Annotated in this window: 19 protein-coding genes and 3 pseudogenes; 11 read left to right on the top strand and 11 right to left on the bottom strand. The window is 40.0% G+C overall.

The features are described 5' to 3' along the window. The first annotated feature begins 207 nt into the window (after window positions 1-207). From AB8618_RS08630 to AB8618_RS08620, 3 genes are all read left to right on the top strand, one after another. Window positions 208-1,251 (top strand): flavin reductase family protein, encoded by a 1,044-nt coding sequence (locus AB8618_RS08630; protein WP_413402277.1) that lies wholly within the window; start codon window positions 208-210, stop codon window positions 1,249-1,251. Beyond that, window positions 1,248-2,300, top strand: coding sequence for a fatty acid desaturase family protein (locus AB8618_RS08625; RefSeq protein WP_413402275.1), 1,053 nt, complete (start codon window positions 1,248-1,250; stop codon window positions 2,298-2,300). The genes AB8618_RS08630 and AB8618_RS08625 overlap by 4 nt, the downstream gene beginning before the upstream one ends. Window positions 2,301-2,525: 225 nt before the next feature. Further along, a complete protein-coding gene (locus AB8618_RS08620; protein ID WP_304644689.1) occupies window positions 2,526-3,527 on the top strand; it encodes a branched-chain amino acid aminotransferase in 1,002 nt (333 codons plus the stop codon). A 62-nt stretch (window positions 3,528-3,589) separates the two neighbouring features. Here AB8618_RS08620 and AB8618_RS08615 read toward each other — a convergent pair whose 3' ends face one another. Next, window positions 3,590-6,145 carry a TonB-dependent receptor plug domain-containing protein gene (locus tag AB8618_RS08615; protein WP_413402272.1) on the bottom strand — a complete coding sequence of 852 codons (2,556 nt, stop codon included), beginning with the start codon at window positions 6,143-6,145 and terminating at the stop codon, window positions 3,590-3,592. Between the two features lie 192 nt (window positions 6,146-6,337). Continuing rightward, on the bottom strand, window positions 6,338-6,649 hold the full coding sequence (locus AB8618_RS08610; protein WP_409423235.1) for an Mpo1-like protein: 312 nt from the start codon (window positions 6,647-6,649) through the stop codon (window positions 6,338-6,340). 153 nt (window positions 6,650-6,802) lie between these two features. Between AB8618_RS08610 and AB8618_RS08605 the strand changes: the two genes are divergently transcribed. Continuing rightward, window positions 6,803-8,959, top strand: coding sequence for a prolyl oligopeptidase family serine peptidase (locus AB8618_RS08605; protein ID WP_413402270.1), 2,157 nt, complete (start codon window positions 6,803-6,805; stop codon window positions 8,957-8,959). 86 nt (window positions 8,960-9,045) lie between these two features. On the opposite strand, the gene AB8618_RS08600 is transcribed toward AB8618_RS08605, so the two are convergent. Continuing rightward, window positions 9,046-10,338, bottom strand: a complete 1,293-nt coding sequence (locus AB8618_RS08600; RefSeq protein ID WP_413402848.1) for an anti-phage deoxyguanosine triphosphatase — start codon at window positions 10,336-10,338, stop codon at window positions 9,046-9,048. A 181-nt stretch (window positions 10,339-10,519) separates the two neighbouring features. Between AB8618_RS08600 and AB8618_RS08595 the strand changes: the two are divergent. Next, window positions 10,520-11,325: pseudogene (locus AB8618_RS08595) on the top strand (glucosaminidase domain-containing protein). Beyond that, the gene (locus AB8618_RS08590) at window positions 11,318-11,977 is read left to right on the top strand and encodes a DUF2987 domain-containing protein (RefSeq protein WP_409423232.1); all 660 of its coding nucleotides are present in this window, start codon (window positions 11,318-11,320) and stop codon (window positions 11,975-11,977) included. The pseudogene AB8618_RS08595 and the gene AB8618_RS08590 overlap by 8 nt, the downstream one beginning before the upstream one ends. Window positions 11,978-12,037: 60 nt before the next feature. Here AB8618_RS08590 and AB8618_RS08585 read toward each other — a convergent pair whose 3' ends face one another. Both AB8618_RS08585 and AB8618_RS08580 read right to left on the bottom strand, forming a co-directional pair. Beyond that, entirely contained in the window at window positions 12,038-13,216 is a 1,179-nt protein-coding gene (locus AB8618_RS08585; RefSeq protein WP_409423231.1) for a GGDEF domain-containing protein, read from the bottom strand. 135 nt (window positions 13,217-13,351) lie between these two features. After that, window positions 13,352-14,242: a TIGR01777 family oxidoreductase gene (locus AB8618_RS08580; protein WP_413402266.1), complete on the bottom strand. Its 891-nt coding sequence runs from the start codon at window positions 14,240-14,242 to the stop codon at window positions 13,352-13,354. Between the two features lie 433 nt (window positions 14,243-14,675). Here AB8618_RS08580 and AB8618_RS08575 point away from each other — a divergent pair, with 433 nt between their 5' ends. Then, the gene (locus tag AB8618_RS08575) at window positions 14,676-15,719 is read left to right on the top strand and encodes an AI-2E family transporter (RefSeq protein ID WP_008109197.1); all 1,044 of its coding nucleotides are present in this window, start codon (window positions 14,676-14,678) and stop codon (window positions 15,717-15,719) included. A 42-nt stretch (window positions 15,720-15,761) separates the two neighbouring features. Here AB8618_RS08575 and AB8618_RS08570 read toward each other — a convergent pair whose 3' ends face one another. Next, a complete protein-coding gene (locus tag AB8618_RS08570) occupies window positions 15,762-16,844 on the bottom strand; it encodes a flavin monoamine oxidase family protein (RefSeq protein ID WP_409423228.1) in 1,083 nt (360 codons plus the stop codon). Between the two features lie 632 nt (window positions 16,845-17,476). On the opposite strand from AB8618_RS08570, the gene AB8618_RS08565 reads away from it, so the two are divergent. Both AB8618_RS08565 and AB8618_RS08560 read left to right on the top strand, forming a co-directional pair. Continuing rightward, window positions 17,477-18,136, top strand: coding sequence for a hypothetical protein (locus tag AB8618_RS08565; RefSeq protein ID WP_409423227.1), 660 nt, complete (start codon window positions 17,477-17,479; stop codon window positions 18,134-18,136). A 113-nt stretch (window positions 18,137-18,249) separates the two neighbouring features. Then, a complete protein-coding gene (locus tag AB8618_RS08560; RefSeq protein ID WP_409423226.1) occupies window positions 18,250-18,600 on the top strand; it encodes a VOC family protein in 351 nt (116 codons plus the stop codon). Window positions 18,601-19,124: 524 nt separating this feature from the next. Here the strand turns inward: AB8618_RS08560 and AB8618_RS08555 are convergent. The 4 genes and pseudogenes from AB8618_RS08555 to AB8618_RS08540 all read right to left on the bottom strand — a co-directional run. Further along, window positions 19,125-20,456: pseudogene (locus AB8618_RS08555) on the bottom strand (ATP-binding protein); the annotation flags it as partial. Continuing rightward, window positions 20,450-21,124 carry a response regulator transcription factor gene (locus AB8618_RS08550; RefSeq protein ID WP_010390247.1) on the bottom strand — a complete coding sequence of 225 codons (675 nt, stop codon included), beginning with the start codon at window positions 21,122-21,124 and terminating at the stop codon, window positions 20,450-20,452. The gene AB8618_RS08550 and the pseudogene AB8618_RS08555, both read right to left, overlap by 7 nt. A 3-nt stretch (window positions 21,125-21,127) precedes the next feature. Then, a pseudogene (locus AB8618_RS08545) lies at window positions 21,128-21,387 on the bottom strand (hypothetical protein). 161 nt (window positions 21,388-21,548) lie between these two features. After that, the gene (locus AB8618_RS08540) at window positions 21,549-21,851 is read right to left on the bottom strand and encodes a YciI family protein (RefSeq protein WP_075169133.1); all 303 of its coding nucleotides are present in this window, start codon (window positions 21,849-21,851) and stop codon (window positions 21,549-21,551) included. 188 nt (window positions 21,852-22,039) lie between these two features. Between AB8618_RS08540 and AB8618_RS08535 the strand changes: the two genes are divergently transcribed. Continuing rightward, complete coding sequence (locus AB8618_RS08535) at window positions 22,040-23,464, top strand: sodium-dependent transporter (protein WP_010390240.1); 1,425 nt, start codon at window positions 22,040-22,042, stop codon at window positions 23,462-23,464. Window positions 23,465-23,527: 63 nt separating this feature from the next. Here the strand turns inward: AB8618_RS08535 and AB8618_RS08530 are convergent, their stop codons facing one another. Beyond that, the gene (locus tag AB8618_RS08530; RefSeq protein ID WP_131691132.1) at window positions 23,528-24,169 is read right to left on the bottom strand and encodes a CPBP family intramembrane glutamic endopeptidase; all 642 of its coding nucleotides are present in this window, start codon (window positions 24,167-24,169) and stop codon (window positions 23,528-23,530) included. 231 nt (window positions 24,170-24,400) lie between these two features. Between AB8618_RS08530 and AB8618_RS08525 the strand changes: the two genes are divergently transcribed. After that, on the top strand, window positions 24,401-24,670 hold the full coding sequence (locus tag AB8618_RS08525) for an HU family DNA-binding protein (RefSeq protein ID WP_413402257.1): 270 nt from the start codon (window positions 24,401-24,403) through the stop codon (window positions 24,668-24,670). The last annotated feature ends 182 nt before the right edge of the window (window positions 24,671-24,852 follow it).

Genomic DNA, 24,852 nt, shown 5'->3' with positions numbered 1-24,852 from the left:
TCACAAGGGGATATTGCTTGCTTGTTAAATACCTGCCAGTAAAAAATTCGAATAATTACTCTATTAGGCTTGAAATTTAAAAATGTCAGCGTACACTTGTTCGCTGAAAGTTGAGCTTACACGTGTAGGCTCAAATAGTTAACCTAATTGAGGCGTGATGCTTAACGCGCTCATTGGGATATAGATTTAAATAGAGAATCAATCACTATGTTTATTAAGGCGTTAAACCAATTTTCAAAATTGTTTTTACATCATCAAAGCTTTGCCGCTTACATAGAGCCAATTATGCAGGTGTTTAAACCAGCATGGCGCGCAGGATTTTTTAGCGCAAAAGTTATAGCGATCAGCCCTTGTAGCCACGATTTTTTGAGTGTTACCTTAAAACCAAGTAGACAGTGGCGCTCGCATATTGCTGGCCAGCATATTAGTTTAACGGTTGAAGTTAATGGACGATTATTAACCCGAGTGTTTACCCTTGCCAGTAGCCCTGACTATTTTAAAGCGACAGGGTTAGTGCGCTTACTGATAAAAACCAGTTCACTAGGGCAGTTTACCGGCCAGTTACAACAGGCATTACGCTTGCAATCGTGGTGTAATATATCGCCAGCTCGTGGCGACTTTATATTTAAAAGTTGGCACAAGCCTAGCGTTTTTGTAGCGGGTGGCTCTGGCATTACCCCAATGCTTGCCATGCTTGAGCAACAACTTAGTAATACAAATAGCCCGATGCAATTGTTGTACTTTGCTAAGGCGGATGCACACCAGTGCACAAATGAACTTACGGCACTGGCAAAGCGCTTTGCGCATTTTAGTTTTTCATTACTCACACGCGATGAACTAACAACGCTAACACAGCACATAAACCTTGATGCGCAGCCAGATATTTATTGCTGCGGCCCTGGTGGTTTTATGCAGCAAATTGCCGATTTTGCTAAACAGTATAGGCTTGGCTACTTCCAAGAATCCTTTGGCCTAGCCTTGCCCAAATTGACTGACGATAGCCAGTTTTCAGTGAAAATAAACAAAGACACGCACGTAGTGACTAGTAATGACGTGTTACTAAGCCAATTTGAAGCAAAAAAACTCCCTGTGCAGCGAGGCTGCGGCATTGGTATTTGTCATCAATGTCAGTGCATTAAAAAGTCGGGAGTGGTACGTAATTTAAAAACTAATCAATTATCAGATACTGGCGAGCAGTTAATTCAACTGTGTGTGAGCCAAGCCGTTAGCGATTTGGAGTTACAGCTATGACACCCATTAATTATCAACAGTTAGCCGATGATTTAGATGAAATTAAAATGTCGACATTAGCGAAAGTTGGGCAAAAGGATGCAAACTATATTCGTTCTATTGTGCGTAAGCAGCGGTTTTGCGAAATAGGCGGACGGATTTTATTGATGCTTGGCTTTGTGCAGCCATTATTGTGGGTAGCGGGTGTGTTGTTACTTGGTTTGGCTAAAATTCTCGACAACATGGAAATTGGCCACAATGTAATGCATGGTCAATACGATTGGATGAACGACAAACAGCTTAACTCTAAAACTTACGAGTGGGATATAGCATGCGATGGCCAAAGCTGGAACCGCGTTCATAACTTTGAACACCATACTTATACAAACATTATCGGAAAAGATCGTGACTTTGGTTATGGCTTATTAAGATTGAGCAATGACTTTAAATGGCGGCTAAAAAATACTTGGCAGTTTATTACCTATTTAAATCTAAGCATTTTATTTCAGTGGGGCGTGTCGTACCACGAGCTGGCGGGTGAGCGTGTGTTTATAGGTAAAAAGAAACCAAACCGTGAAGCTGCAGTGGCGCATAGCACCTTAAAAAAGCGCTTTTTTAGTAAAGGTGCACGCCAACTAATTAAAGACTATGTGTTATTTCCAGTTTTGGCGGGGCCACTATTTTTGTGGGTATTAAGCGGTAATTTGCTGGCAAACTTAATTCGTAACCTATGGACCTCAACCATTATCTTTTGTGGTCATTTTACTGAGCAAACCCATACCTTTTATAAGCAAGACTGCAAAAACGAAAGCCAAGGGCAGTGGTATTATCGCCAAGCGCTGGGGTCGTCAAACATTAAAGGGGCGCGTTGGTTTCATATTTTAACTGGGCATTTAAGCTTTCAAATAGAGCATCACTTATTTCCTGATATGCCATCGTCCCGTTATCAAGAAATTGCGCCTAAAGTCCAAGCCGCATTACAAAAGCAGGGGATTGCTTATAATACTGGCGGATTTTTTCACCAATACACCTCAGTGTTAAAGCGTATATTGCGTTATTCGTTTAAATAGAGGCTAATAAAATAGCCGCTACTATAAAGTATGCATTAAATAATCAGCTAACCTTAAAATGTTAGCTGATTATTGCTTTAAAAGGTTGGTAAATGCTTTATTGGTCAAATAATCATCAGTGCATGCAAAAAATTCTTCTAATTAATTTAAAAACAGCCTGTTTTGCTATGGTTAAATAGTAGCTGGTTGTCATACAATGGAGAAAAATAGACCACAAAAGAGAGAATAAAAATGGCAGCATTTGGTACTGTGTTTATGCCGCAGATGATTCAAGCTAAGTTTTCTGACAATCAGTGGGGCGAAAGCTCAATTGTTCCTTGCGATAAGCTTGAGTTGCATGCAGGTGCGCACGTTCTTCATTATTCAAGTACATGTTTTGAAGGGTTAAAAGCCTTTCGTCACGAAGATGGCTCGGTTAATATTTTTAGAATGGACGCTAATATTGCGCGCATGCAGCAAAGTTCTGAATTACTGAGTTTACCTGCTGTTGATGGCGAGATGCTAAAAACAATGATCATCGATATTGTTCGTGAGTACGCCGATGAAACGCCGCTTCCTCCAGGTTCTATGTATATTCGCCCAACCCACATTGGTACGGAAGCTGCCATTGGTAAAGCGGCGGCACCGTCTATGAGCTCATTGCTTTACACGTTATTATCGCCAGTGGGTGATTATTTTTCAGGTGGCGCAACTGCGCTACGTGTTTTACTTGAAGAAGATGGTATGCGCTGTGCACCGCACATGGGCATGATCAAAAGTGGTGGTAACTATGCCAGCGCGCTTGGCCCAATTTCAGCAGCACGCACTAAATATAAAGCCGACCAAATTCTATTTTGCCCAGGCGGCGATGTACAAGAAACCGGCGCGGCAAACTTTATTTTAATTGATGGCAACGAAATAATTACTAAAGCACTCGACAGCACATTTTTACACGGTGTAACCCGTAATAGCATTTTAACCATTGCTAAAGATTTAGGTATGACGGTTAGCGAGCGCAACTTTACTGTCACTGAGCTTTTAGAGCGCGCAGCAAAACCAGGCACTGAGGCAGCACTTTCAGGCACTGCGGCAGTATTAACCCCAGTAGGTACGTTTATCCATAACGATAAAGAATACAAAGTAGGTAACGGTGAACCAGGGCCAACAACGGCACGCTTACGTCAAGCATTGAATGACATTCAATGGGGTAAGAGTGAAGATAAACACGGTTGGTTAACTAAAATCTAATCGGGTTCTAATCTATTTAAAAGCCACACTATTTAGTGTGGCTTTTTGGTTTAAGCTACAGCTTAAAACTTCATTTCAATTTTGCCGTATACATAACGGCCATTAAAACCAAATGGTGAAAAGCCCGAGTACGAGAACAAGCGAGAGAAAGTGGTTACATCGCTCACCAGCTCTCGAGTTGGATCTGGGTATACATCAAATACATTATTAGCGCCTAAGCTCAGAGTAAGGTTATTATTAAGTGCATACGCCACATCTAAATCGGTGATCCATTTAGGTTCTAACACTTCGTTACGCTCTGGGTTTTCAGACGGGTCTTGTGTTTCACCATAACGAGTACTACGAAGTGTGGTGCGCCATTCGTTAAGTGTCCATGTTGCGCTAAGGTTGTATTTATTGCGCGGTGTGCTCACTTCAAAACGACGTAGCTCGTTACCCGAGAACAAATTATCTTGCTCAACCCCAACACTTTGTAATTGTGCTGGTGGGTCAATAATGTCGGTGACTTGGTTTTTACCGTAGTTGTAACCTAAATTAAGCGCTACATCACCGTAATTGTCGGTGATTAAATTATAAGAAGCGACGACGTCAACGCCACGGGTTTTGCTATCGATCGCGTTTAAGAAAAATCGCCCTTGGTTAGCGCCGGTGCCCTCAAGTAAGCTTGCAACGCCTGCGCCCGATAAGTTATTTGATAACACAATACGGTCATCAATTAATATTTGGTAGTAATCAACAGATAAGCTGAAGTTGAAGTCGGTTGACCACGTAAAGCCTACACCGTAGTTAGTAGCTTCTTCTGCATCTAAACCTGGTGAACCCAATGCAACGGCCACATCACTGCTTGGCGCAAAGGTACCTGTTTGTGTTGGTTCGCCATCTACAAATACAGTCGCTACCGAGGTAAAGTATTGCTGTTGTAAAGAGGGCGCTCTAAACCCAGTTGATACAGAGCCACGCAGTGCTAAGTCTTCTGTTAGTGTATAGCGAGTGGCAATTTTACCATTAAGCGTGTCGCCAAAATCAGAATAGTCTTCGTAACGGGCGGCTACGGCAACATTCCAGTTATCTGTAATAAAGGCTTCTAAGTCAACGTAAAGGCTGACATTGTGGCGGCTGTTATCACCCGCAGATTCAGGTGTGAACCCCGGGAACACTTGTGAACCTGCAGAGCCGAATGGGCCATTAACCGGATCGGTCACGGCACCACCTGGGCCAAAATTACCACGCGCATAAGAGGCTTCTTCACCTGCTTGAATTTCATACCCTTCGCGGCGATACTCAGCGCCCACTGCCACGTTAATTCCGCTGGCTAAAAAGTCAGCATCAATCTCACGGCTAAAATCAAGATTAATAGTCAGCTGATCGTAAGTTAGCGTGCCGGCATCAAAACTGGTTTGGCTACTTGGCCCATATGAAGTGTTTAAACTATTAATAACACCAAAGTTAAAGGCATCTTGGCCATATACAGCAGAAGCATCGTAGTTCCATTCATTAGCAAAGCCTTTCACTCCTAAAGCCAATGAAAAGTCATCAATGTCTGAGGTGATCACCGGCAAAAAGCCATCAGGGTATATTTCTGTAACGTTACGGCTGTCTTGGGCGCGACGATAAAAACCACCGCCTTCGCCTTCACGCTTGCTGTAAGAGCCAAACGAGTAGAGCTCAGCATCGTTAGTTAGCTGATAACCTGCGTTGTAAAACAGCGCAAAGTCTTCAACAGTGCCGTTACCAAAGTTATGGTTGTAACGATCCCATGTGAATTCGCGTGGGTCGAGAGAGCCATCAGGTAAACGAGCGTAGTTTTCGCGTTGGTCGTAATCAGAGCGGTTGGTAGAGCTGCGATCGCGATATTCACTAGAAATACTCAAAAAGCCGTTATCGCCTAATTCAAACCCCATATTACCTTGCAGAGTTAAGGTTTGGCCGTCGGTAAGCGAGCGGTCGCTGCCCTCAGTAAAAGCTAAATCACCATTGGCGTCCTCAGAGACCGATTGTAACTGCGCGACACCGTCCATATCGGTAATGTTTGCACCATATACGACACCTAAACTACCACCACTGCTATTGCTTTTAAGGACGATATTAATTACTCCGGCAATAGCGTCTGAGCCATATTGAGCTGCGGCACCATCGCGTAATACTTCAATACGTTCAATCGCGTTTGCAGGTATGGCGTTTAAATCAACCGATGACGAGCCTCGACCCGTTGAGCCGTTTAAATTAAGTAGCGCGTTACTGTGGCGACGTTTACCATTTACGAGTACTAGGGTGTGATCAGGGGCTAAGCCACGCAGTTGAGCGGGGCGCACATGGTCGCTGCCATCGGTGATTGATGGTTGAGGGAAATTAAAACTTGGTAATAACGTACTTAATAATGCATTGGTTTCTGTTTGCCCTGAACTTTTTAAGGCATCATTACTAATAATATCAATAGGCACAGGGCTATCTTCAACTGTGCGGCCTAGTCGGCGAGAGCCAATTACACTAATTTGTTCAATGTTTTCTTGGATTTGTGTTTCTTGCTCAGCAGCATTTACCGTCCATGAGCCTACAAGTGCAGCGGCTATACTTAATGTGATGGTTTTCTTTGCTGTAAATAGCGGTGTAAGTTGCATAACTAATTTCCCTCATTCGATGCTCTTTAGGTGGTTTCAATATAGTGTTTGTTAGAATAATGAACTAATTGAAATTACTGTTGCCAAATTAGACCATTTCTACAATCGAGGTCAATTGAATTACATTCAATCTACAATTTATTTACAGTAAGTAAGGTGAGGTGTTTATAATACCGAAGCGTAAGTAGTCATTTACCATTTAATTTTGCCAATCAACATGTCTTTAAACATGACCCAATCACCCCATAAACTGTATAGCGGATGTTTAAATGTGGCGGGGCGGTTTTTTTCAAAAAAGAAATGCCCAATCCATGCAAAGCCATAACCAATCAGCGGTAATAACCATAATAATGCAAATTGTGATCTAAAAAGCGCGTAGCCGGCTAGTAACAACACTAAACTACTGCCAATAAAATGCAGTCTGCGACAAGTTTTATTCCGATGCTCTTTTAAATAGAAAGGGTAAAAGCGTTTAAAGCTAGAAAAGGATTTAGTTTCTGTCATTACTTAACCTGCGAGTGTTTAAAAATCGTTCTTTTATTTAAGCGCAATTTAGCGCAGGTTAACAGCGATAAATGACGTTTACCGCATCTCAATAGACAAAAGCAGAAAAAGTTAATAGGTTAGGATCACTATAGATAAAATAATGATAAAGCAATGCTTAAAAAGACACTGACCTGTGCGGTTATTATCGCACTTGCGGGCTGTTCACAACCTGCAGAAAACACCACTCAAAATAAAGTAAAAACAGCAATGAAAGCAGTAAATTCTTTAGATTACCCTGAAACTAAAAAAGGCACTGTGGTTGACACCTACTTTGGTGAAACCGTGGCTGATCCGTATCGCTGGTTAGAAGATGATATGAGTGATGAAACGGCTCAATGGGTTAAAACACAAAACAACCTAACCTTTTCGTATTTAGAGCAAATACCGTACAGAGATACACTCAAACAGCGCCTTGAAAAACTCATGAACTACGAAAAAATCAGCGCGCCGTTTACCGAAGGTGATTACACCTATTTTTATAAAAATGATGGCTTACAAAACCAGTACGTTTTATACCGTAGTAAAGACGGTGGTGAAGCTGAAGTGTTCTTAGATCCTAATACTTTTAGTGAAGATGGTACCACTTCAATGTCGGGTTTATCATTTTCAGATGATGGTTCATTATTAGCGTACCAAATATCAGAAGGCGGAAGTGATTGGCGTAAAATCATTGTTATAGACACTGAAACCAAAGAGCAGGTAGAGCAAGCACTGGTTGATGTTAAATTTAGTGGCGTTAGCTGGCTGGCAAATGACGGTTTTTACTATTCAAGCTACGATAAGCCAGAGGGCAGTGAGCTTTCTGCAAAAACTGATCAACATAAAGTGTATTACCATAAGTTAGGTCAAGATCAAGGCGAAGATACTTTAGTATTTGGCGATACAGCAGAACAAAAACACCGCTATGTGGGCGCTAAAGCAACCAAAGATGGTCGTTACCTGTTTATAAGTGCCAGCGTATCGACCTCTGGTAATAAGTTATTTGTTAAAGATTTAACCAAGCCAGATAGCGAATTTGTGACCGTAGTGGGTAATACCGACTCTGATACCAGCGTAATTGATAACGAAGGCAGCAAGCTATTTTTGGTCACAAATTTAAATGCACCAAATAAAAAAGTAGTGACGGTTGATGCAAGCAATCCACAGCCTGAAAATTGGCAAGATTTTATCCCAGAAACTGAAAACGTACTTAATGTAACGCTTGGCGGAAATACGTTTTTTGCCAACTACATGGTTGATGCTATTTCTAAAGTGAAACAGTACAACAAACAAGGCGAATTGATCCGCGAAATTAGCTTACCAGGTGTTGGTACAGCGAGTGGCTTTGGCGGTAAAAAAGAGCAAACTACGCTTTATTATTCATTTACTAACTATAAAACGCCAGGTACGACTTACAGCTTTGACGTGCAAAGCGGTGAGTCAAAAGTATACCGTAAATCGGGGATTGATTTTAATAGCGAGAACTATACCTCTGAGCAAGTATTTTATACCTCTAAAGATGGCACGAAAGTACCGATGATTATCACTTATAAAAGTGATATTAAATTAGATGGCAGCAACCCAACTATTTTATATGGCTATGGTGGCTTTAATATTAGCTTAACACCTCGTTTTAGCTCTACAACAGCGGCTTGGCTTGAGCAAGGCGGCGTATATGCAGTTGCTAATATTCGAGGTGGTGGTGAGTATGGTAAAGAGTGGCATAAAGCAGGTACACAATTGCAAAAGCAAAACGTATTTGACGACTTTATTGCAGCAGCTGAATACTTACAAGATAAAAAATATACCTCTAAAAAGCGCTTAGCACTGCGTGGTGGTTCAAACGGTGGCTTATTAGTGGGTGCTGTAATGACCCAGCGACCTGACTTGTTTCAAGTTGCGTTACCTGCGGTAGGTGTATTGGATATGCTTCGTTATCATACATTTACAGCCGGCGCTGGTTGGGCATACGATTACGGTACCAGCAACCAAAGTAAAGAAATGTTTGATTACTTAAAAGGTTACTCGCCAATTCATAACGTAAAAGCAGGGGTTGAATATCCGGCGACTATGATCACTACAGGCGATCATGATGACCGCGTTGTACCGTCGCATTCATTCAAATTTGCAGCTGAGCTTCAAGCGAATCAAGCGGGTACAAATCCTACACTTATTCGTATTGAAACCAATGCAGGCCATGGTGCAGGTACACCAACCAGTAAAATTATTGACCTTTATGCCGACATGTACGGTTTTACGCTTTACAACATGGGCATTAAATCACTGTAGTGTGATTTTATAAACTAACGAAAAGCCGAGTTACGTAAGTGACTCGGCTTTTTTATGTTGACTAACCTGAGTTCAGATTAGCTAACTTATTGTATAGGAGAGAACAACCGTTGATAGGTTTTATAAGCGTATTCATCGCTCATACCGCTTAAATAGTCACAGATAATACGCATGCCTTGATTATGTTTCTCAGCTTCAAGGTACAGTGTCTGCGTGGTTTCAGGTAATAAGCGCAGTGGATCGCTGGCAAACGCGGTAAATAATTCTATGAGTAGGTTTTGTCCTTTAAATTCTATTTGTTGCATTTGCGGGTCGCGTATCAAGCGCTGAAACACAAAGTGTTTGAGGATCTGTAGCACATTTTCGTATTGCTGATCTAATTTTGCGGTATGCCTTAAAATAGAGCATTCAAATTCATCGTTTTGGGTATCTAAATGAATATGAATAATAAAGGTATTTACTAGTTCGCCTATGGCGTCTTTTCGCTCATGCTCATGTTTTGAAAATAGTCGCTCAGAGAGTGATTCCAGCAACGTGTTTAACCAGTCATAGTTGAGTGCTTGTAAATGCGGCAATGCATGGGTTAGCCAATCGTCTAAACTGAGAACATCGGTAGCTATGGCATCTTCAAGATCGTGAACGGCATATGCAATGTCATCAGCCAGTTCCATAATGGCACTGTCGAGTGATTTATAACGGGTTTTAGCGCGATAAGCATCTGCCTGTTCTTGGCTAGATAATAACGCTTTATCACTAGCGCTAAGAGGCTCAATAATCCAATTAAATATCGCGGCATCGTCATTATAAATACCTTTGGCTGGTCGCCAGTCATCGGCTTTAATAAATGCACGCTGTTTATCTTCTTCTGGGATGCTATGCCAAAGGTTATCAATAAAACCTGGGTACTTAATAAACCCTAACAAGGTACGCCTTGTTAAGTTCATGCCGTAGCCGTTACTGTAAGGTTCTAGTTTTGCCACAATGCGCAGTGTTTGTGCGTTACCCTCAAAGCCACCATGATCACGCATCATATAGTTAAGTGCAATTTCGCCACCATGCCCAAACGGTGGATGGCCTATATCGTGCGCTAAACATAAGGTTTCGAGCAATCCAGTAGATGGAAAATGTTCAAAGCTTGGATGCTGGGCTTTTAAATGGCGTAATATGCCGGTACCTATTTGTGAGACTTCTAATGAGTGGGTAAGGCGTGTACGGTAAAAGTCGTTTAAGCCGATGCCCATTATTTGGGTTTTGGCTTGAAGGCGTCTAAATGCAGCAGCATGAATGATTCGTGAGCGGTCGATTTGCCAAGCAGAGCGGTTATCGTTAGGGCGGTGTTTATATTGTTCAATTATTCTATTTTGCCACTGTTTATCCATGTCACCACCTATCATTTCATTCACGACTTTAGCACTTAGTATATTATAAATAGCCCACAATAGGCGTATGAATTTTATTCAGTTGTTCGGTATTCGCGTTTATAAAGTGGCTTAGGTATAATGTTGTTTCGTATGTATGTGACTACACCATACATAACTTAGAGTTAAATTGAGATAATACATGTTAAAAACTATTTTTCAGTTGTTGTTAGCCGCCGTTGTTATTTGGGCGCTGACCCTTCCGTTTATTGATGATGAACTAGTATCAGACGAGCAAACCAGCACTGTCGATATTAAAAAACAGAAGAAGAAAGAAAAACCATTGCACAACGTTAAGTTGCCAAAGTTCTCAGAATTCACTGATGTGAAAGAGAAAAAACATGCGTTTTTTAACTTTATTAAGCCTCATGTAGAAGCCGAAAACAAAAAGATTTTACAACAACGTGCAAACCTTGAAATTGCACGCATGATGATAGAGCACGATGAGCTGCTTAGTAAAAAACAAACGGGCGACATTAAAAAAATACTTAAGTCGTACGGATTACCTGAAACCTTAGATACCATTACTTTAAGCCAAGCACTGCGCCGCGTAGACATCATTCCTAAAGAGATGGCCTTAATGCAGGCTGCTAATGAGTCTGCATGGGGTACTTCGCGTTTTGCACGAATTGGCTTAAACTTTTTGGCCAATGGTGCTACAAAAAAGGCTGTGGCATGGTACCAAGAAGACGTAATAGTGAAGCCGAGCATGAAGTGGCTGCATTTAAATCGGTACGTGCAGCAGTAAGCTCTTATTTTAAAAATATTAATACCCACAATGCTTACAAAGAGTTACGTACTATACGCGAAGACTTACGCGCACAACAAAAACCAATTTTAGCGACTAAATTAACGTATGGTTTAATGTCTTACTCTGAACGTGGTGAAGCGTACATTGAAGAGTTAAATACTATGATAAATCAAAACCGAGCGTACTTTAATGAATAAAATGGTATTAAAATTAGTTACAGCCAGCTTTTTTGCAATAGCCGCTAGTAGTGCGGTTGCTAAAGAATTTGTAATGTCGTACGACGGTTTTTACGACCGTTTAAAAGTGGTAAACAAAGGGGACTTTCAGTACGCCCGCGTAAACTTTTATATTAGCGATATTGGTACTAACGAAGTATGTAGTATTAAAAGCGGTACTATTTTAACTGAAAAAAATGAGTACCCACTTAATTATACCGACAAAGCGCAATTGCTGTTACCTTACGATAAACAGCTCGATACCGATAAAGCGGTGATTGTGGTTCAGCCAAAAAATCCGGTTCACGATTGTCAGTTAAAGTTACAAATAGAAGCTAGTGAACTAGATGGACTGGCGTTATCAAAGCAATCGTTATTAGTTATTAATAATGAGCTTGAAGAGCTATTAACAGACCTATCTGGCTTTTTTGTTAGCAAACTAATGTGGTTTTTATTGCCTGAACAAAAAGGCGTGGTTGTTACCTTTAAAACCCCAAAGCAATTTGATGATGAGCGCATAACGTGCGAAAAGTCAGTGTGTTATTTTGAAGTAACCGACAGTTGGGAAGACAACATGACCGTATTAGCTGATATTAACGAGGTTGTTAAAGTAACGCCTTGGATCAGTAAGTAGCTATATAATTTGTAAACGTATCAAGCGGCATCAACTATGATGCCGTTTTTTATGACTAAATTAAATGATGGCAGAGTGGGCTTTTGCTAATAGGCTTTTTTCATCATGAGTGACCACTTTATTTCGGCCTGTTTCTTTAGCAAGGTAAAGCCGTTTATCGGCTTGTAACAACAGTTCTTGCATATTTAGTTCGCGTACTAACATGCTACTTACCCCAGCACTAACAGACAGTGCAATGCTGTGATTATTAAAATAAAACGGATATTCATTAATACTACTGCAAAGCTTTTGAGCTAACTGCTTTGATTGCGCTAAGTTTTGTTGATTAAGAAAAATAGCAAACTCTTCCCCGCCAATCCGAGCAGTAACACCAAGCTCAAAAAACAATTCGTTAATATGTTGTGCAATCCATTTTATCGCTTCATCGCCGGTTTCATGACCGTATTGGTCGTTCACTTGTTTAAATAGGTCAATATCGAGCATGATCAACGACACTCTGCTGTTTAAAGGCGCAGTATGCTTTATTTTTTTACATAGCTTAAAAAAACCTCGTCTATTTAAAAGCTGCGTTAATGGATCGTGATTCGCTAAATTAATTAGCCTAGACTCAGCATTAGCAAACTTTATAAACGGTAAAATTAGCGCAGTAGCGGTAGTTAAAAATAAATGCGTTACCAATAAAAACTGTAGCCCTGAAGCTAAGCTGGCTTGACTTATTTGGCTTGAGTAGATCAAAACAAGGAGTACAACTTGCAACAGCATCACCACACTGTGTATTGCAAAACAGGCAACGAGTAAGCGTTGTTGGACTACAGCAACACTTGGAGTTTTAATCAATAAATACGCAGCGTAACTAAATAATACAGCAGCAATAATACTGGTAATTATTTGCCCTGCATCAATAAGGTACACTGCAAGTAAAAGCGTGCAGCACATGGCGCTTGCATAGTATAAAGGCGTTAATTTTATCGCGGGCGCTTGGCTTTGTGGTATTAACCCTAAAATAATGAGTAATGGGCTTAAAATAATAAAAACGTAAGCAAAAAAGTGGGTTAACAGGGGGAAGTCAATAAAATCTCTTAAGCCTATTAACGCAATAGCGGTAATAAATGAGCAACAGGCGGTAGCAAAAAATAAATAGCAAGGTTGTTTTTTGTATTTATAAACAGAAAAAAAGAACACCGCAATAAACAAGTTAAGAATAAAACAGAGGCTAATTAATGTAGGTAAATGAAGCATGTTTAAGGGGCTCTTTTAGCTAATTGAAGGCGTTCATACAGCTATAAGTATTAGGTAGTGACACTAAAATAGCAAGGGGGTAAAAAGTATTAACTTTTACTCCCTTCCACAAACTTAACCCGTTAAGGCCAGTCGTTAAACCAAACTGTTTAACGCAGCGTCTATTTTAGTGAAATGAAAACGATAGTTATGGTCTAAGGCCTTTTTAGGCACCACATACTGACCGGTAGTGAGTAAGTCGGCCATTTCACCCATTAATATGTTAAGCACCCCAGCAGGCATAGGCATAAACGCAGGGCGAGATAATGCTTTTCCCAATGATTTACTAAACTGCTTGTTACTTACCGGCTCAGGGGCTGTGGCGTTGATAGCACCTGATATTTCTTTATTGCGAATTAAAAATAAAATCAGTTGAACCATGTCATCAATATGGATCCACGACATACCTTGTTCACCATGGCCAATTGGGCCACCTACGCAAAGTTTAAAGGCGGGTAACATTTTACCCAGCGCGCCGCCTTTTTTAGCCAGCACAATACCGGTACGCAATAAGCACACACGGGTGTCGTCAGATTCAGCCTGTAAAGCTGCTTGCTCCCAATCTTTACAAAGCTGGTGGCTAAATTCATCGTGAGGCTCGGTATTGTTTTCATAAACTAGGCTGTCGCCTTGACGACCATAATAACCAATTGCACTGCCAGATATAAAAGTATGTGGCGGGGTATGGCACTGCTTAATAGCATCACTAATGGCTTGAGTAACAATGATTCGGCTATCGCGAATGACTGCTTTTTGTTTATCACTCCAACGTTTATTTACAATAGGCTCACCGGCTAAGTTAATAACCACGTCAACGGTATTAAAATCAACATCTTCAAGGCTATCAATAGCGTTAACCTGGTGCCCTAACAATACTTTTGCTTTGGTTGGGTTTCTGCTCAGTACAGTAACATCATGGTGGTGCAACAAGAAAGGGCAAAGGTGCCTACCAATTAAGCCTGTGGCGCCAGTAAAAAATATATGCATTGCAACTCCAAAATTATAAATAAAGCAGGATGTTTAAAATTTATACTCTCCAGCTCAACGATTTGCAAATTTATACGTGCCAATAATTTTTATGATCACCTAGGGTCTGTTGGTCTTTGCGGATTAATATTTGTTCAAACTAGGGGCAATTTAATCGCGGCGCGAGGTTTGTAACCTAGTGGGCTAAGTCAAAACCGAGCAACAAAGAGTTAATTGCCCCTAGGCAGAACCCTTTGGGCAGCGCCTGTTTGGCATTAATGCTACGTTATCGCCTATTTATGGGGAACAACCACACCACATAGGCTCTGCCTTGCCTTAATACCAAAAAGACGGCTGCAAATTTAATCTTGAAAGGCCAACAGACCCATAAACATTTCATTCTATTAGCTTTTGCCTTACACTAAAGCCAAATAACAGTAATAGGATAAGAGTATTGGCAAGTTTAACTGGGGTAAATAAAAGCTTAATAATTTTTGCCGCTTTGGTTATTGTGCTGGCGGGTGTTAAAGCCGCAAGCGCTATTGTTATTCCGTTTATTTTGGCAGCATTTATAGCCATAATTTGTAGCCCACTCATAAACTTTTTTGCCCGTTACCGTATTCCAAAAGGCATAGCGGTAGTGCTTGTGGTGCTTATTATTATGGGCTTAGGGGTTAGCTTAGGTGGCTTAGTAGGGCAGTCGGTTAACGATTTTTCAAAGCAGTTACCTGAATATAAAGCACAATTAAAAGAAGAGTTTGTATGGTTGGTTGATGTGGCCTCGCAATACAATATCTTAATTAATAAAGAACAAATTTTGTCTATGTTTGATCCTGGCAAAATGGTTGATGTTGCCACTAATATGCTGACGGGTTTGGGTAGCGTAATGGCCAATATGTTTTTAATTATTTTAACGGTTGTTTTTATGTTGTTTGAAGGGCCGATACTTGGCAAAAAAATTCATTTAGCACTGGACGATCCCGACAGCAAAATTAAGCAAATTGACCGTTTTTTAGACTCTATTAACTCTTATTTAGCCATTAAAACCTTAGTGAGTTTAGCTACCGGTGTAATTGCTGGTTTTTACCTGTGGATACTCGATGTTGATTATTTTGTACTATGGGGCGTATTGGCATTTATGCTTAATTACATTCCTAACATTGGTTCAATAATTGCGGCTGTGCCAGCACTGTTACTGGCGCTTATTACGCAAGGTCCATTAGTGGCAGGGCTCGTCGGCGCGGGTTATTTAACTATTAATACCGTTATGGGGAATATTGTAGAGCCAAAATACATGGGTAAAGGCCTCGGGCTTTCTACCTTGGTGGTGTTTTTATCATTAATATTTTGGGGCTGGTTATTAGGCTCTGTGGGTATGCTGTTATCGGTGCCGTTAACCATGATTGTAAAAATAGCACTAGAAGCCAGTGATGAAGGGCGTTGGTTAGCTACCATGCTAGGCACAGGTGAAGAAACCGTTATCAAATCAGAAGACTAATACCTTACAAAGGCGTGCCTACATAGCACGCCTTTTAAAAAGCTAAGGATTCATTAAATTAGCTAAGGCGCTATCTACAGCGTTTATAGCCCCCTCTAAATAGCCAGCTTCTTGCTGTGCAAACTCACTTCCTACAAAATGCACTTGTAACTGTTTAAGCTGCTCGCTAAGCCCTGAAAAATTGAATTCAGGATGCTGCGATACACCTATTTGGTCATCTTTGCTGGCAACAAATTCATCCTCAGCCCAATCCTTTATAATGCAGCTCGTCGCTGTATAGGCTTGCTCGCCATAAAAATAGCTGAGCTGTTTAAGGCAAGCTTGGGTTAATTGTTCTCTGGTTACTTTACTGCGCTGCAAGTAAGGTACGCCAATAAAGCCAAACAAAGCAGGGTGAGAATGCTCACTTGCTGACGCATCATGAACTTCTACCAATGGGCCTACACGGCTAAAACATTGCCCCGATAAGTTTTTATCTCGCCAAAAGGCGTGTTCAAAGGTGGCAACAAACTTTGCTTGGCCTGCCATCCACGTAGGCACCGACGCTAAACGCTGTGCTAAAACATTATTAGCCCATAAATGCGGGGTTAAATGTTGGTTGATCATTCTAGGGGGTAACGCCAACAGTAACTGATCGCAAGTATAGTGCTGCCTACTCCCTTGATAATTAGCGCTTATATGCCAGCCATCGGAGAGCTTTTTTACTTCGCTAACAGCGTGCTCTAATTTAACGGTGTTTGGCTCAAGCTGCAGATAAAGCGCACTAATGAGCTCGTTCATACCGTTTTGTATTCTAAATAACTGCATTTCGCCAGCCCCTGCAATTTGCTGTGCAGGAGCGGTTTGTGATGCTTGATACAGCACATCGCCTCGGGTGTATTGCTCAAACACAGGGATGTTTAAAGCAGCAACTAACTGTTGAATATTAGGCTGGTGCGGAAATATCCAGGTAGGGCCTAAATCGTGGCCAATGGTGTTGTTGGTCGGTAAATAATGAGACGCCATTCTGCCACCTAAACTGGCTTTGGCCTCTAATAATAAAAACGGAATGTTACGTTTTTTAAGGCTGTATGCAGCATATAAGCCCGCTAAGCCACTACCAATAATAACCACAGGTTTATGCATTTTAAAATTACTTTAGCTAAGTCAATCTACTGGTAGGTAGTTTGTGGTTTTTAGGTAGATTTGTCAAAACGTTTTATGGACTAAGTGAATAAGCTGAGTGAGCCTCTATATTCAGGAAAATGAGCCAAGCGGGAACAGAGTGCTAATTAATTACGCTTTAAAATAATAAAAACTTAATGATAGTAATATGTTAGCTAATTTGTTAAAACTATATCTAATAGAAAAATTAAACGTAGTGCTAGTATAGATATATGCGGATCGCGCAGTGTTAAATTGTTAGAATTCAAGGAAAGCTATGTAACCTAGCGGAATAACATTTTAAGTATGAAGAGTATTTTGGAGACATAGGGCATCCAAAGCTTTGGAGTAAGCTGTTTGGGCTTAGAAGTGATATAGCTCACGGCCAACAATATGAATTTCAAGGGCAATATTCAGTTTTAAAGTCGCTTGAAAACGTAAATAGATTTCTAGATATAGTAGCGAAAGAGCTCATCAAACTTTCTATTGAAGAAAATTAATTAATAGCTGATCTCAAAGAATGTTGAATTATAAAAAGGCGCTGCTGTATCACCATTTTTTGTTGTGCTCCAAATTTGTCGGAGAGATGGCGTTATTAAACATGGAAGTAGATTATGAAAAATAAGTTTATGGTTATTGTGTGTTCTTTTTTATTAACGTTTTCTTTGAATGCGTTTGCTCAAGAGGATAGCTCAGCAAAAGTAGCCCATATATTAGGGAATACAATACATGTTACTGATCTAGAAATAGATTTGAGGTTTTTAAAAGGATATAAGCGTTCTTATCCTGGTTTATCAGAAGATGATGTGCTTGATAAAATGCGAGCAGATAAATTAACTTCAATAATTTGGAAACGAATTATTCAAAAGTTATCTGATGAACATAATTTAGAACCAACAACCGAAGAAGTAGGAAGTTTTACTGAAGCTATGCATCGATTTAGCTCAGAGTCATTAACTGAGACGTTAACTTCTGAAATGAAAGAAGCTTCATTTAGAGCAAATAGAGATGTCGTTAAAACTTACAAAATTAGTAAGTATCTTTATGAAACGTATGGAGGCACAGTTATTTTCCAACAGGGAAACCCTCATGAACCTGTAGGTGCCTATCGTAAACTTTTAGAAGAGTATCAAGCCCAGGGGAATTTTAAAATTTATAACCCAAAATATGAAAAAGCTTTCTGGGCGTATTATTTGAGAAAACACCCAATGGTTATTCCAGCGGATAAAGTCGATTTTTCCAAACCATGGTGGGAAAAAGCACAGGTTGAGTAGTGCAATTCAAATACCTGATGTTTGCTTATGATTATTGAGCATTGCTGCTACCTTTATTTATTACTAGTTCAAGTCGAAAATAATATAAACAAGAATAAGGGCAAAAAACTGTTATGACTCTAAATAATAAAATTAACTATATTGAAATTCCTGCACAAAATATTGTAGCTACTAAGGCCTTTTTCAGTGACGTGTTTGGCTGGTCATTTGTGGATTATGGCTCAGAATATTGTAGTTTTACTGGGCAAGGGGTTGATGGTGGCTTCTTTAAATCTGACTTGGTTGTTGCTACTAAAAACGGAAGCCCGTTAATTGTGTTATACAGTAATGCCCTTGAAGCGACTCAAAATAAAATTGAGAAAGCTGGAGGCAAAATAATTAAGCCTACATTTTCATTTCCAGGTGGTAGACGATTTCACTTTAGCGACCCAAATGGAAATGAATTTGCGGTGTGGTCAGAGTAATCACATTACAAAGTATATAACTACAAAAATGCAGCCTTTAAGGCTGCACTTCCCAAAATACCAATAAACTAACCACGAAATTAACAAGAAACAACAAATAATGTTTAATTATGAGTTGGTTAAAGCCCCGTTTTAAGCTGCTGAATAAATTGCTTTATCATTGCTATTTCACACTCTTTATAAGTTACTACAGCTTCTAGTGAATTAGGTTGTTTTAACATGTAACGCCACTGGCAGCTTTTTTGTATGTACTTATCTTTGGCGTTAATACTTTGTTTAAACAGTGACAAAATGATGGTATTACCGGTTTCACTTTCTAATTCGACCAGCTCAAAAGTGCGCTTTTGGATCCAGCTGTCTTGTTGCTGTTGCACTTTATTTAATTTGGCATCTAAACATTGTGTGTAATCTTTAATTTGCTCTGGCAGGGCGTTGCTTTGCAATGTACATTGTTGCTCAGCAGCCATACTTTGCTGTGCCCATAACAATAAAAGGCTTAAGCTAAAACAAAGGATGTAGTTATTTTTTTCATGATAATTAAACTCGAGAATAAATTCTGCACCGCCTAAACGTTGCGACTGAGATATAGTTAACAGCCCGTGATACGACTTAACTAAGTCAGATACAATAGCCATTCCAACACCGTGTCCGCTTTCGTAGGTATCAAGGCGCGTACCGCGTTGTAACAATGATTCACGTTTATCAGGCTTAATGCCTGGGCCGTCATCACAAATACTAATACTGAGCGTTCTAGCTTGTGAAACATTAATACTGACTTGGGAGCGACAGGCTTTGCAGGCATTATCTATTAAGTTACCTAATAACTCCATTAAATCGGTTTTATCACCTAAAAAATAATCTTTATCGCTCACTTGGCAATTAAATATAATGTCTTTATCGCGGTATACTTTACTCATTGCACTTAAGATAGAATCGATAACCGGCTTGATAGGGGTTTGCTTTTTCCAGGTATCGGAAGCACCTGTGGCTGCACGTTTTAATTGGTGCTCGATCATCACATTAATTCTGTCGAGTTGTTCTTGTGCATCTGCATCGTTAGCTAATGGGCTTGATTTTAAAACAGCTAACGGCGTTTTAAGTGCATGGGCTAAATCGCTAAGAGAGGCGCGGTATCGCTCTTTTTGGCGTTGCTGCGACTCTAATAGTAAATTTAGGTCGGCTTTAATGGTTTGCAGTTCAACGGGGTATAAGCCTTTAATTTCTTGAATATCGCCTGATTCAATGGCTTTTATTTCTTTATCTAGACGTTGCAGAGGTCGTGCACTCCAAATAAAACCAATGGCCATTAACCCTGCAATCGCAATCCCCATAATAAACATCCAATCGACTAAGGTTTGCTTAAAGCCATCCATTAAACGCAGTAGGGCATCGTTACGTTTTAATAAAATAAAGCGTGCTTGCTCTGATTGGTCAATATTATTAAGTATTACCGTTAAACTTAATTGCCAGTAGGTGGTGTTGTTATACACCACACGTCTGAAATCGGCAGCGCCTGCTTTGGGTTCTATATATTGGGGAACAAAGTTAACGTTAACCGCCGACTCAGAATGCCAAATAGGCATGTCGTCACGGTAAATCATGGCGTAGGTGTCTGAGTTTAGGTTGTTGAGTTCGGGGGTTAAAATAGAGCTGGGCATAATAATGCCACGCTCGGTAAAATCAACTTCGGAAATAAGTGAATACAGATGCGCTTCTAGATTTTTTTCGGTTGCATCAACAAGTGACGCGTAATACGCCTTACCTATGGAGTAAAACAAAATAGGTAGAGCGACTAACAAAACAAAGACAAGGATAAATCCTTGCCTTATTTTTAACGAAATTTGCGGTGTTACCACTGGCTTTTAAGCCTGTAGCCGCGCCCACGCAGTGTTTCCACTGGGTTAAGTACGCCATCTGGGTCGAGTTTTTTACGTAAACGTAGTACAAACACTTCAATGACGTTCGAATCAAGATCGAAATCTTGATCGTAAATATGCTCTGTGAGCTCAGATTTTGAGATTACTTTTTGTGGGTTAACCATCAAGTATTCGAGTACTTTATACTCATACGCGGTTAAGCTCAGCTCTTTGTCGTTTACCCATACTTGCTGTGAGCGTGTATGAATTTTAATAGGGCCTGCTGTCATTTCTGGGTTTGCTTTGCCAGCACTGCGACGGATAAGCGCATTACAGCGAGCAATTAGCTCTTCCACATGAAATGGCTTAGTTAGGTAGTCATCTGCACCGGCATCTAAGCCTTCTACTTTGTCTTGCCAGCGATCGCGAGCTGTTAGAATCAAAATAGGAATAGTCACCCCTTGGGCGCGTGCTTTGTTTATTAGCTCAATACCGTCTATTTTAGGTAGCCCTAAATCAACTACAGCCATGTCTAAAGGGTATTCAGTGATATGAAAAAGGCCAGCCTCACCGTCATGACATAAATCAACGCTGTAACGCTCTTTTTCTAATGCATTGCGCAGGTTGTCTGCCAAATGTAAATCATCTTCTATTACTAAAATTCGCATTGGTTAATCCTTTTTCACTTCGCCAGTTTTCTTGTTTATTTTCAAATCGACGACGTGGCCGTCAGCTTTTAAGATTCGTACAGTAAAAAAAGTGTTTCTTCAGAGATCTTTAACGTTGTACCGTCTGTAGTTTGTTTTGCAAGTATTACAGCTTTCTTTTTGCTTAGCTCAACTTTATCGGCTTTGCTTTTGGTATTGCTTGCATGGGCAAAATTAGCCAAACACATTACCGCGATTAAATTGAGTATTAATAATACACGCATTGCGAAACTCCTAGAACAGATCTGCTTAGCTAAAAAACTAAGCCACTAAAACTTTAATACCACGGCGTGTATTTAAGTTTTTATAAGGCAAAGTTTAATTAAAAATGAGTGAACAAACCCTGAATTACTGGTTGCAGTTAAACAGGGTTGCCACAGTTTAATTAAGCAGGGAACACTTTTTTAAATGGTTTAACGATAGAATTTTCATATACGCCACCGGCAACATAGGGATCATCTGCGGCCCATTCTCTGGCATCTTCTAAAGAATTAAATTGAGCAATCACTAAAGAGCCCGTAAAGCCTGCATCTTGAGGGTCGTCACTATCAATGGCTGGAAGTGGGCCTGCGGTTAATAGTCGGCCTTCATCTTCTAGCGTTTGTAAGCGCGCTAAATGAGCTGGGCGAGCCGCTTTACGGTGCTCTAAACTATTCTGGACGTCTGTTGAATAAATCATATACAACATAAAATTACTCTCAAAACTTGTTAAATTTAATTAACTGCATACTAGCATAGCGTTGATAAATGGTGAATTAAAAGTGTTTATGGCGATGTTTACAGCAAGAATGTTTTTTTACACGGTAATTGCTTGAAAAGCGTTGCGTAACACTGGTAGAGTCCCTTGGATAAGATAAATAATAACAAGGTTATTACATGAGTGAAAATAGAGAGCACTTTAGCTCCCGCTTAGGATTTATATTGGCAGCGGCAGGCTCTGCTGTGGGTATTGGTAACTTAGTAGGCTTTCCAGTTTCTGCGACTAAGAATGGCGGTGGTGCATTTTTGCTCGTCTATGCTTTGTTTGTCGCATTCATTTGTTTACCCGTAATGATGGCTGAAATGGCCATGGGTCGTCATGCACAAAAAGACCCGCTTGGTGCATACAAAAAATTAGCTAATAACGACAAAAAATGGAAATTTGCTGGCTTTTTAGCAGTATTAACACCATTTATGATTGCTGTTTTTTATATGGTGATCACAGTGTGGATTTTTGGTTATTTAAGCCAAACCGCGCTGGGTAATTTAGATATGCTGGCAAACCCCGGACACTTTGGTGAGTTTATAAACAGCTATACCGTGTTTGGTTATATGGCGCTGGTAGTTGTTATTGTTAACCTAATTTTGGTCGGTGGCGTAAAAGACGGCATAGAAAAAGCGGCTAAATTTTTAATGCCTGCTTTATTTGTCATGCTTATTATTTTAGTGGGTTACGTACTCACACTTGATAACGCCATGGCCGGTGTTAAGTACTACATTATTCCTGATTTTAGTAAAATGAATGCCAGTGTGCTTAACGGTGCACTGAGCCAAGCGTTTTTCTCATTGTCTTTAGGTATGGGTATTTTAATTACCTATGCATCTTATATCTCGAAAAAAGATGACATTGTAGGCAGTGCTAAAATGGTGGCTATTACTGACTCACTGGTTGCGTTTGTAGCAGGCTTAATGGTGTTACCAGCTATTTTTAGCTTTGACCCAAATACCGATCCGGCTAAGTTATCTGACTCGTCAGTTTCAATGATTTTTGTCTATCTTCCAAAAATCTTATTAGCGTTACAAAATGATATTGGCTATTTTGGCGCATCAGCCGTGGCATTTATTTTCTTCTTATTGGTATTTTTTGCAGCGATCACATCACTGGTATCTATTGTTGAAGTACCAACAGCAACACTAAGCGATCGTAAAGGCATTAGCCGTAAAAAAGCGCTGGGTATACTCACCTTATCAACCGGTATATTAACTATTTTGTGTATTATGTCGTTTGGTATGATTGACAGCCTCACTACTTTTACTAGCTACGGTAGCGGCAATAAGAGCTTTTTTGATGTTGTTTATGATGTATTCTACGACACAATATTGCCTTTAAATGGCCTCATGGTGTGTTTGTTTGTAATGTATAAATGGAAAAAAGTTCGCTTAAGTGAAGAGCTAAGACAGGGCTCTCCTAATTATGCTAATAGCTTTATGGAAAAGTACGTTAACTTTTCACTGCAAACCTTTATTCCAGCCATATTATTAATCATTTTTGTAAATACCGTTGCGACGAAGTTTTTTGATATTAGTATTTTTGGTTTTTAAGTTAAATTAATTTAAGCTAAATTTATTAAGCCGCGCTTGTCGCGGCTTTTTTATTGCTTTTCGTTAATTTAATGCACCAGAGTCTAAATAGTCACCCATTCCTAGGGTAAACATCCATATGCCCCATAAACTGTGCTCAAGAACACAGGCAAAGGTTGAGCGGCTTTGTGCGTAGGTATAAGCAAATAGTAACCCGCCTATAAACGATAAACTTACTGCAACCCAATTAGCGTAAACAATATGTGCTAGTGCAAATACACTCGCACTGACAATAATGCGTAGCCATTTACTGGGCATAATGCGTTTATAACGATGAAAAAAGTAGGTTCTAAATATTAATTCTTGCGGGATCACCGACAATAAAGGGTAGAGCAGTAATAGCATTAGCCAGTCGGCGAGGTTTTCTCGAGGTAAAGTAAACCAGTGTCCTTGGTAAAGTAAGTTGTAAAATACCCCCGAAAATAACGCGCCAATAAAGAAAAAGCTAAACATACGGCGCTTCACAGCAGAAAACTGCCCCAAGCTAGTTAATCTAAAACGTTTAAAGTGAGTGTCGTTTAGTAGCAACATACAACACACACTCATGAGGATGATCAGTGCCGGAATAAGCCAGTTAGATAAATATTGGCGAATATTAAAGCCAATTAAAGGCAGAATAATAAAAATAAAGGCAAATTCAAACCAGCGATATTGATTAGCGTTCACGTTTGCTCACGGTGATTTTTATCTCACCCTAGCAAACGATTAAGTCATCTTTATGACCATAAAACAGCCAAGCTGATTATATTTAAACCCACTGACTCTTACTAAGGCTCTTAGCCCTCGGTTAAGGTTGACTTACCCCCTTGCAACCCTTAGCCTGCCTGCTTTTATTTTTACATCATTGTATTGCCACGCTAATGGGTTTAAGCCTAGGCGTGTATTTAGGAGCAAAAAATGAATAAAGCAGAACTGGTTGCAGCCATTGCGGATGCGAGTGAATTAACAAAAAAAGACGCACAAGCTGCGTTAACCAGCTTACAAAAAGTGATTACAAAGTCATTGTCTGAAGGCGATCAGGTACAAATATCAGGCTTTGGCACTTTTACACTAAGCTATTACCCAGCGCGTACTGGTCGTAATCCACAAACTGGTGAAGCGATTGAAATACAAGGGGCTAATAAAGCCGTATTTAAACCAGCAAAAGCGTTAAAAGAGCGCCTTTAATTTAAAACTTTAGTGCCTGTAAGTTCGTATCTTCACCAAAAGCCACTATTTAGCTTACAGGCTCTTTGCTTTATTACCTTTGCCTGTAGTATCTGCAATCAGTGTAAATAATTTACATTGCTGGCTTATTCATATTTATAAAATCTTATTATATTCAGCGCGTTATATTTGGTATGTGATAT

The organism is Pseudoalteromonas sp. RW-H-Ap-1 (assembly GCF_048318575.1).
GTDB lineage: Bacteria > Pseudomonadota > Gammaproteobacteria > Enterobacterales > Alteromonadaceae > Pseudoalteromonas.
This window is presented reverse-complemented; position numbering and strand designations above follow the sequence as displayed.

Excerpts from the sequence above, each read along its gene's own strand:
- AB8618_RS08630 (WP_413402277.1), top strand. The coding sequence starts at position 208 with ATGTTTATTAAGGCGTTAAACCAATTTTCAAAATTGTTTTTACATCAT.
- AB8618_RS08625 (WP_413402275.1), top strand. The coding sequence starts at position 1,248 with ATGACACCCATTAATTATCAACAGTTAGCCGATGATTTAGATGAAATT.
- AB8618_RS08615 (WP_413402272.1), bottom strand. The coding sequence starts at position 6,145 with ATGCAACTTACACCGCTATTTACAGCAAAGAAAACCATCACATTAAGT.
- AB8618_RS08610 (WP_409423235.1), bottom strand. The coding sequence starts at position 6,649 with ATGACAGAAACTAAATCCTTTTCTAGCTTTAAACGCTTTTACCCTTTC.
- AB8618_RS08605 (WP_413402270.1), top strand. The coding sequence starts at position 6,803 with ATGCTTAAAAAGACACTGACCTGTGCGGTTATTATCGCACTTGCGGGC.
- AB8618_RS08600 (WP_413402848.1), bottom strand. The coding sequence starts at position 10,338 with ATGGATAAACAGTGGCAAAATAGAATAATTGAACAATATAAACACCGC.
- AB8618_RS08590 (WP_409423232.1), top strand. The coding sequence starts at position 11,318 with ATGAATAAAATGGTATTAAAATTAGTTACAGCCAGCTTTTTTGCAATA.
- AB8618_RS08585 (WP_409423231.1), bottom strand. The coding sequence starts at position 13,216 with ATGCTTCATTTACCTACATTAATTAGCCTCTGTTTTATTCTTAACTTG.
- AB8618_RS08580 (WP_413402266.1), bottom strand. The coding sequence starts at position 14,242 with ATGCATATATTTTTTACTGGCGCCACAGGCTTAATTGGTAGGCACCTT.
- AB8618_RS08570 (WP_409423228.1), bottom strand. The coding sequence starts at position 16,844 with ATGCATAAACCTGTGGTTATTATTGGTAGTGGCTTAGCGGGCTTATAT.
- AB8618_RS08565 (WP_409423227.1), top strand. The coding sequence starts at position 17,477 with ATGAAAAATAAGTTTATGGTTATTGTGTGTTCTTTTTTATTAACGTTT.
- AB8618_RS08560 (WP_409423226.1), top strand. The coding sequence starts at position 18,250 with ATGACTCTAAATAATAAAATTAACTATATTGAAATTCCTGCACAAAAT.
- AB8618_RS08550 (WP_010390247.1), bottom strand. The coding sequence starts at position 21,124 with ATGCGAATTTTAGTAATAGAAGATGATTTACATTTGGCAGACAACCTG.
- AB8618_RS08540 (WP_075169133.1), bottom strand. The coding sequence starts at position 21,851 with ATGTTGTATATGATTTATTCAACAGACGTCCAGAATAGTTTAGAGCAC.
- AB8618_RS08535 (WP_010390240.1), top strand. The coding sequence starts at position 22,040 with ATGAGTGAAAATAGAGAGCACTTTAGCTCCCGCTTAGGATTTATATTG.
- AB8618_RS08525 (WP_413402257.1), top strand. The coding sequence starts at position 24,401 with ATGAATAAAGCAGAACTGGTTGCAGCCATTGCGGATGCGAGTGAATTA.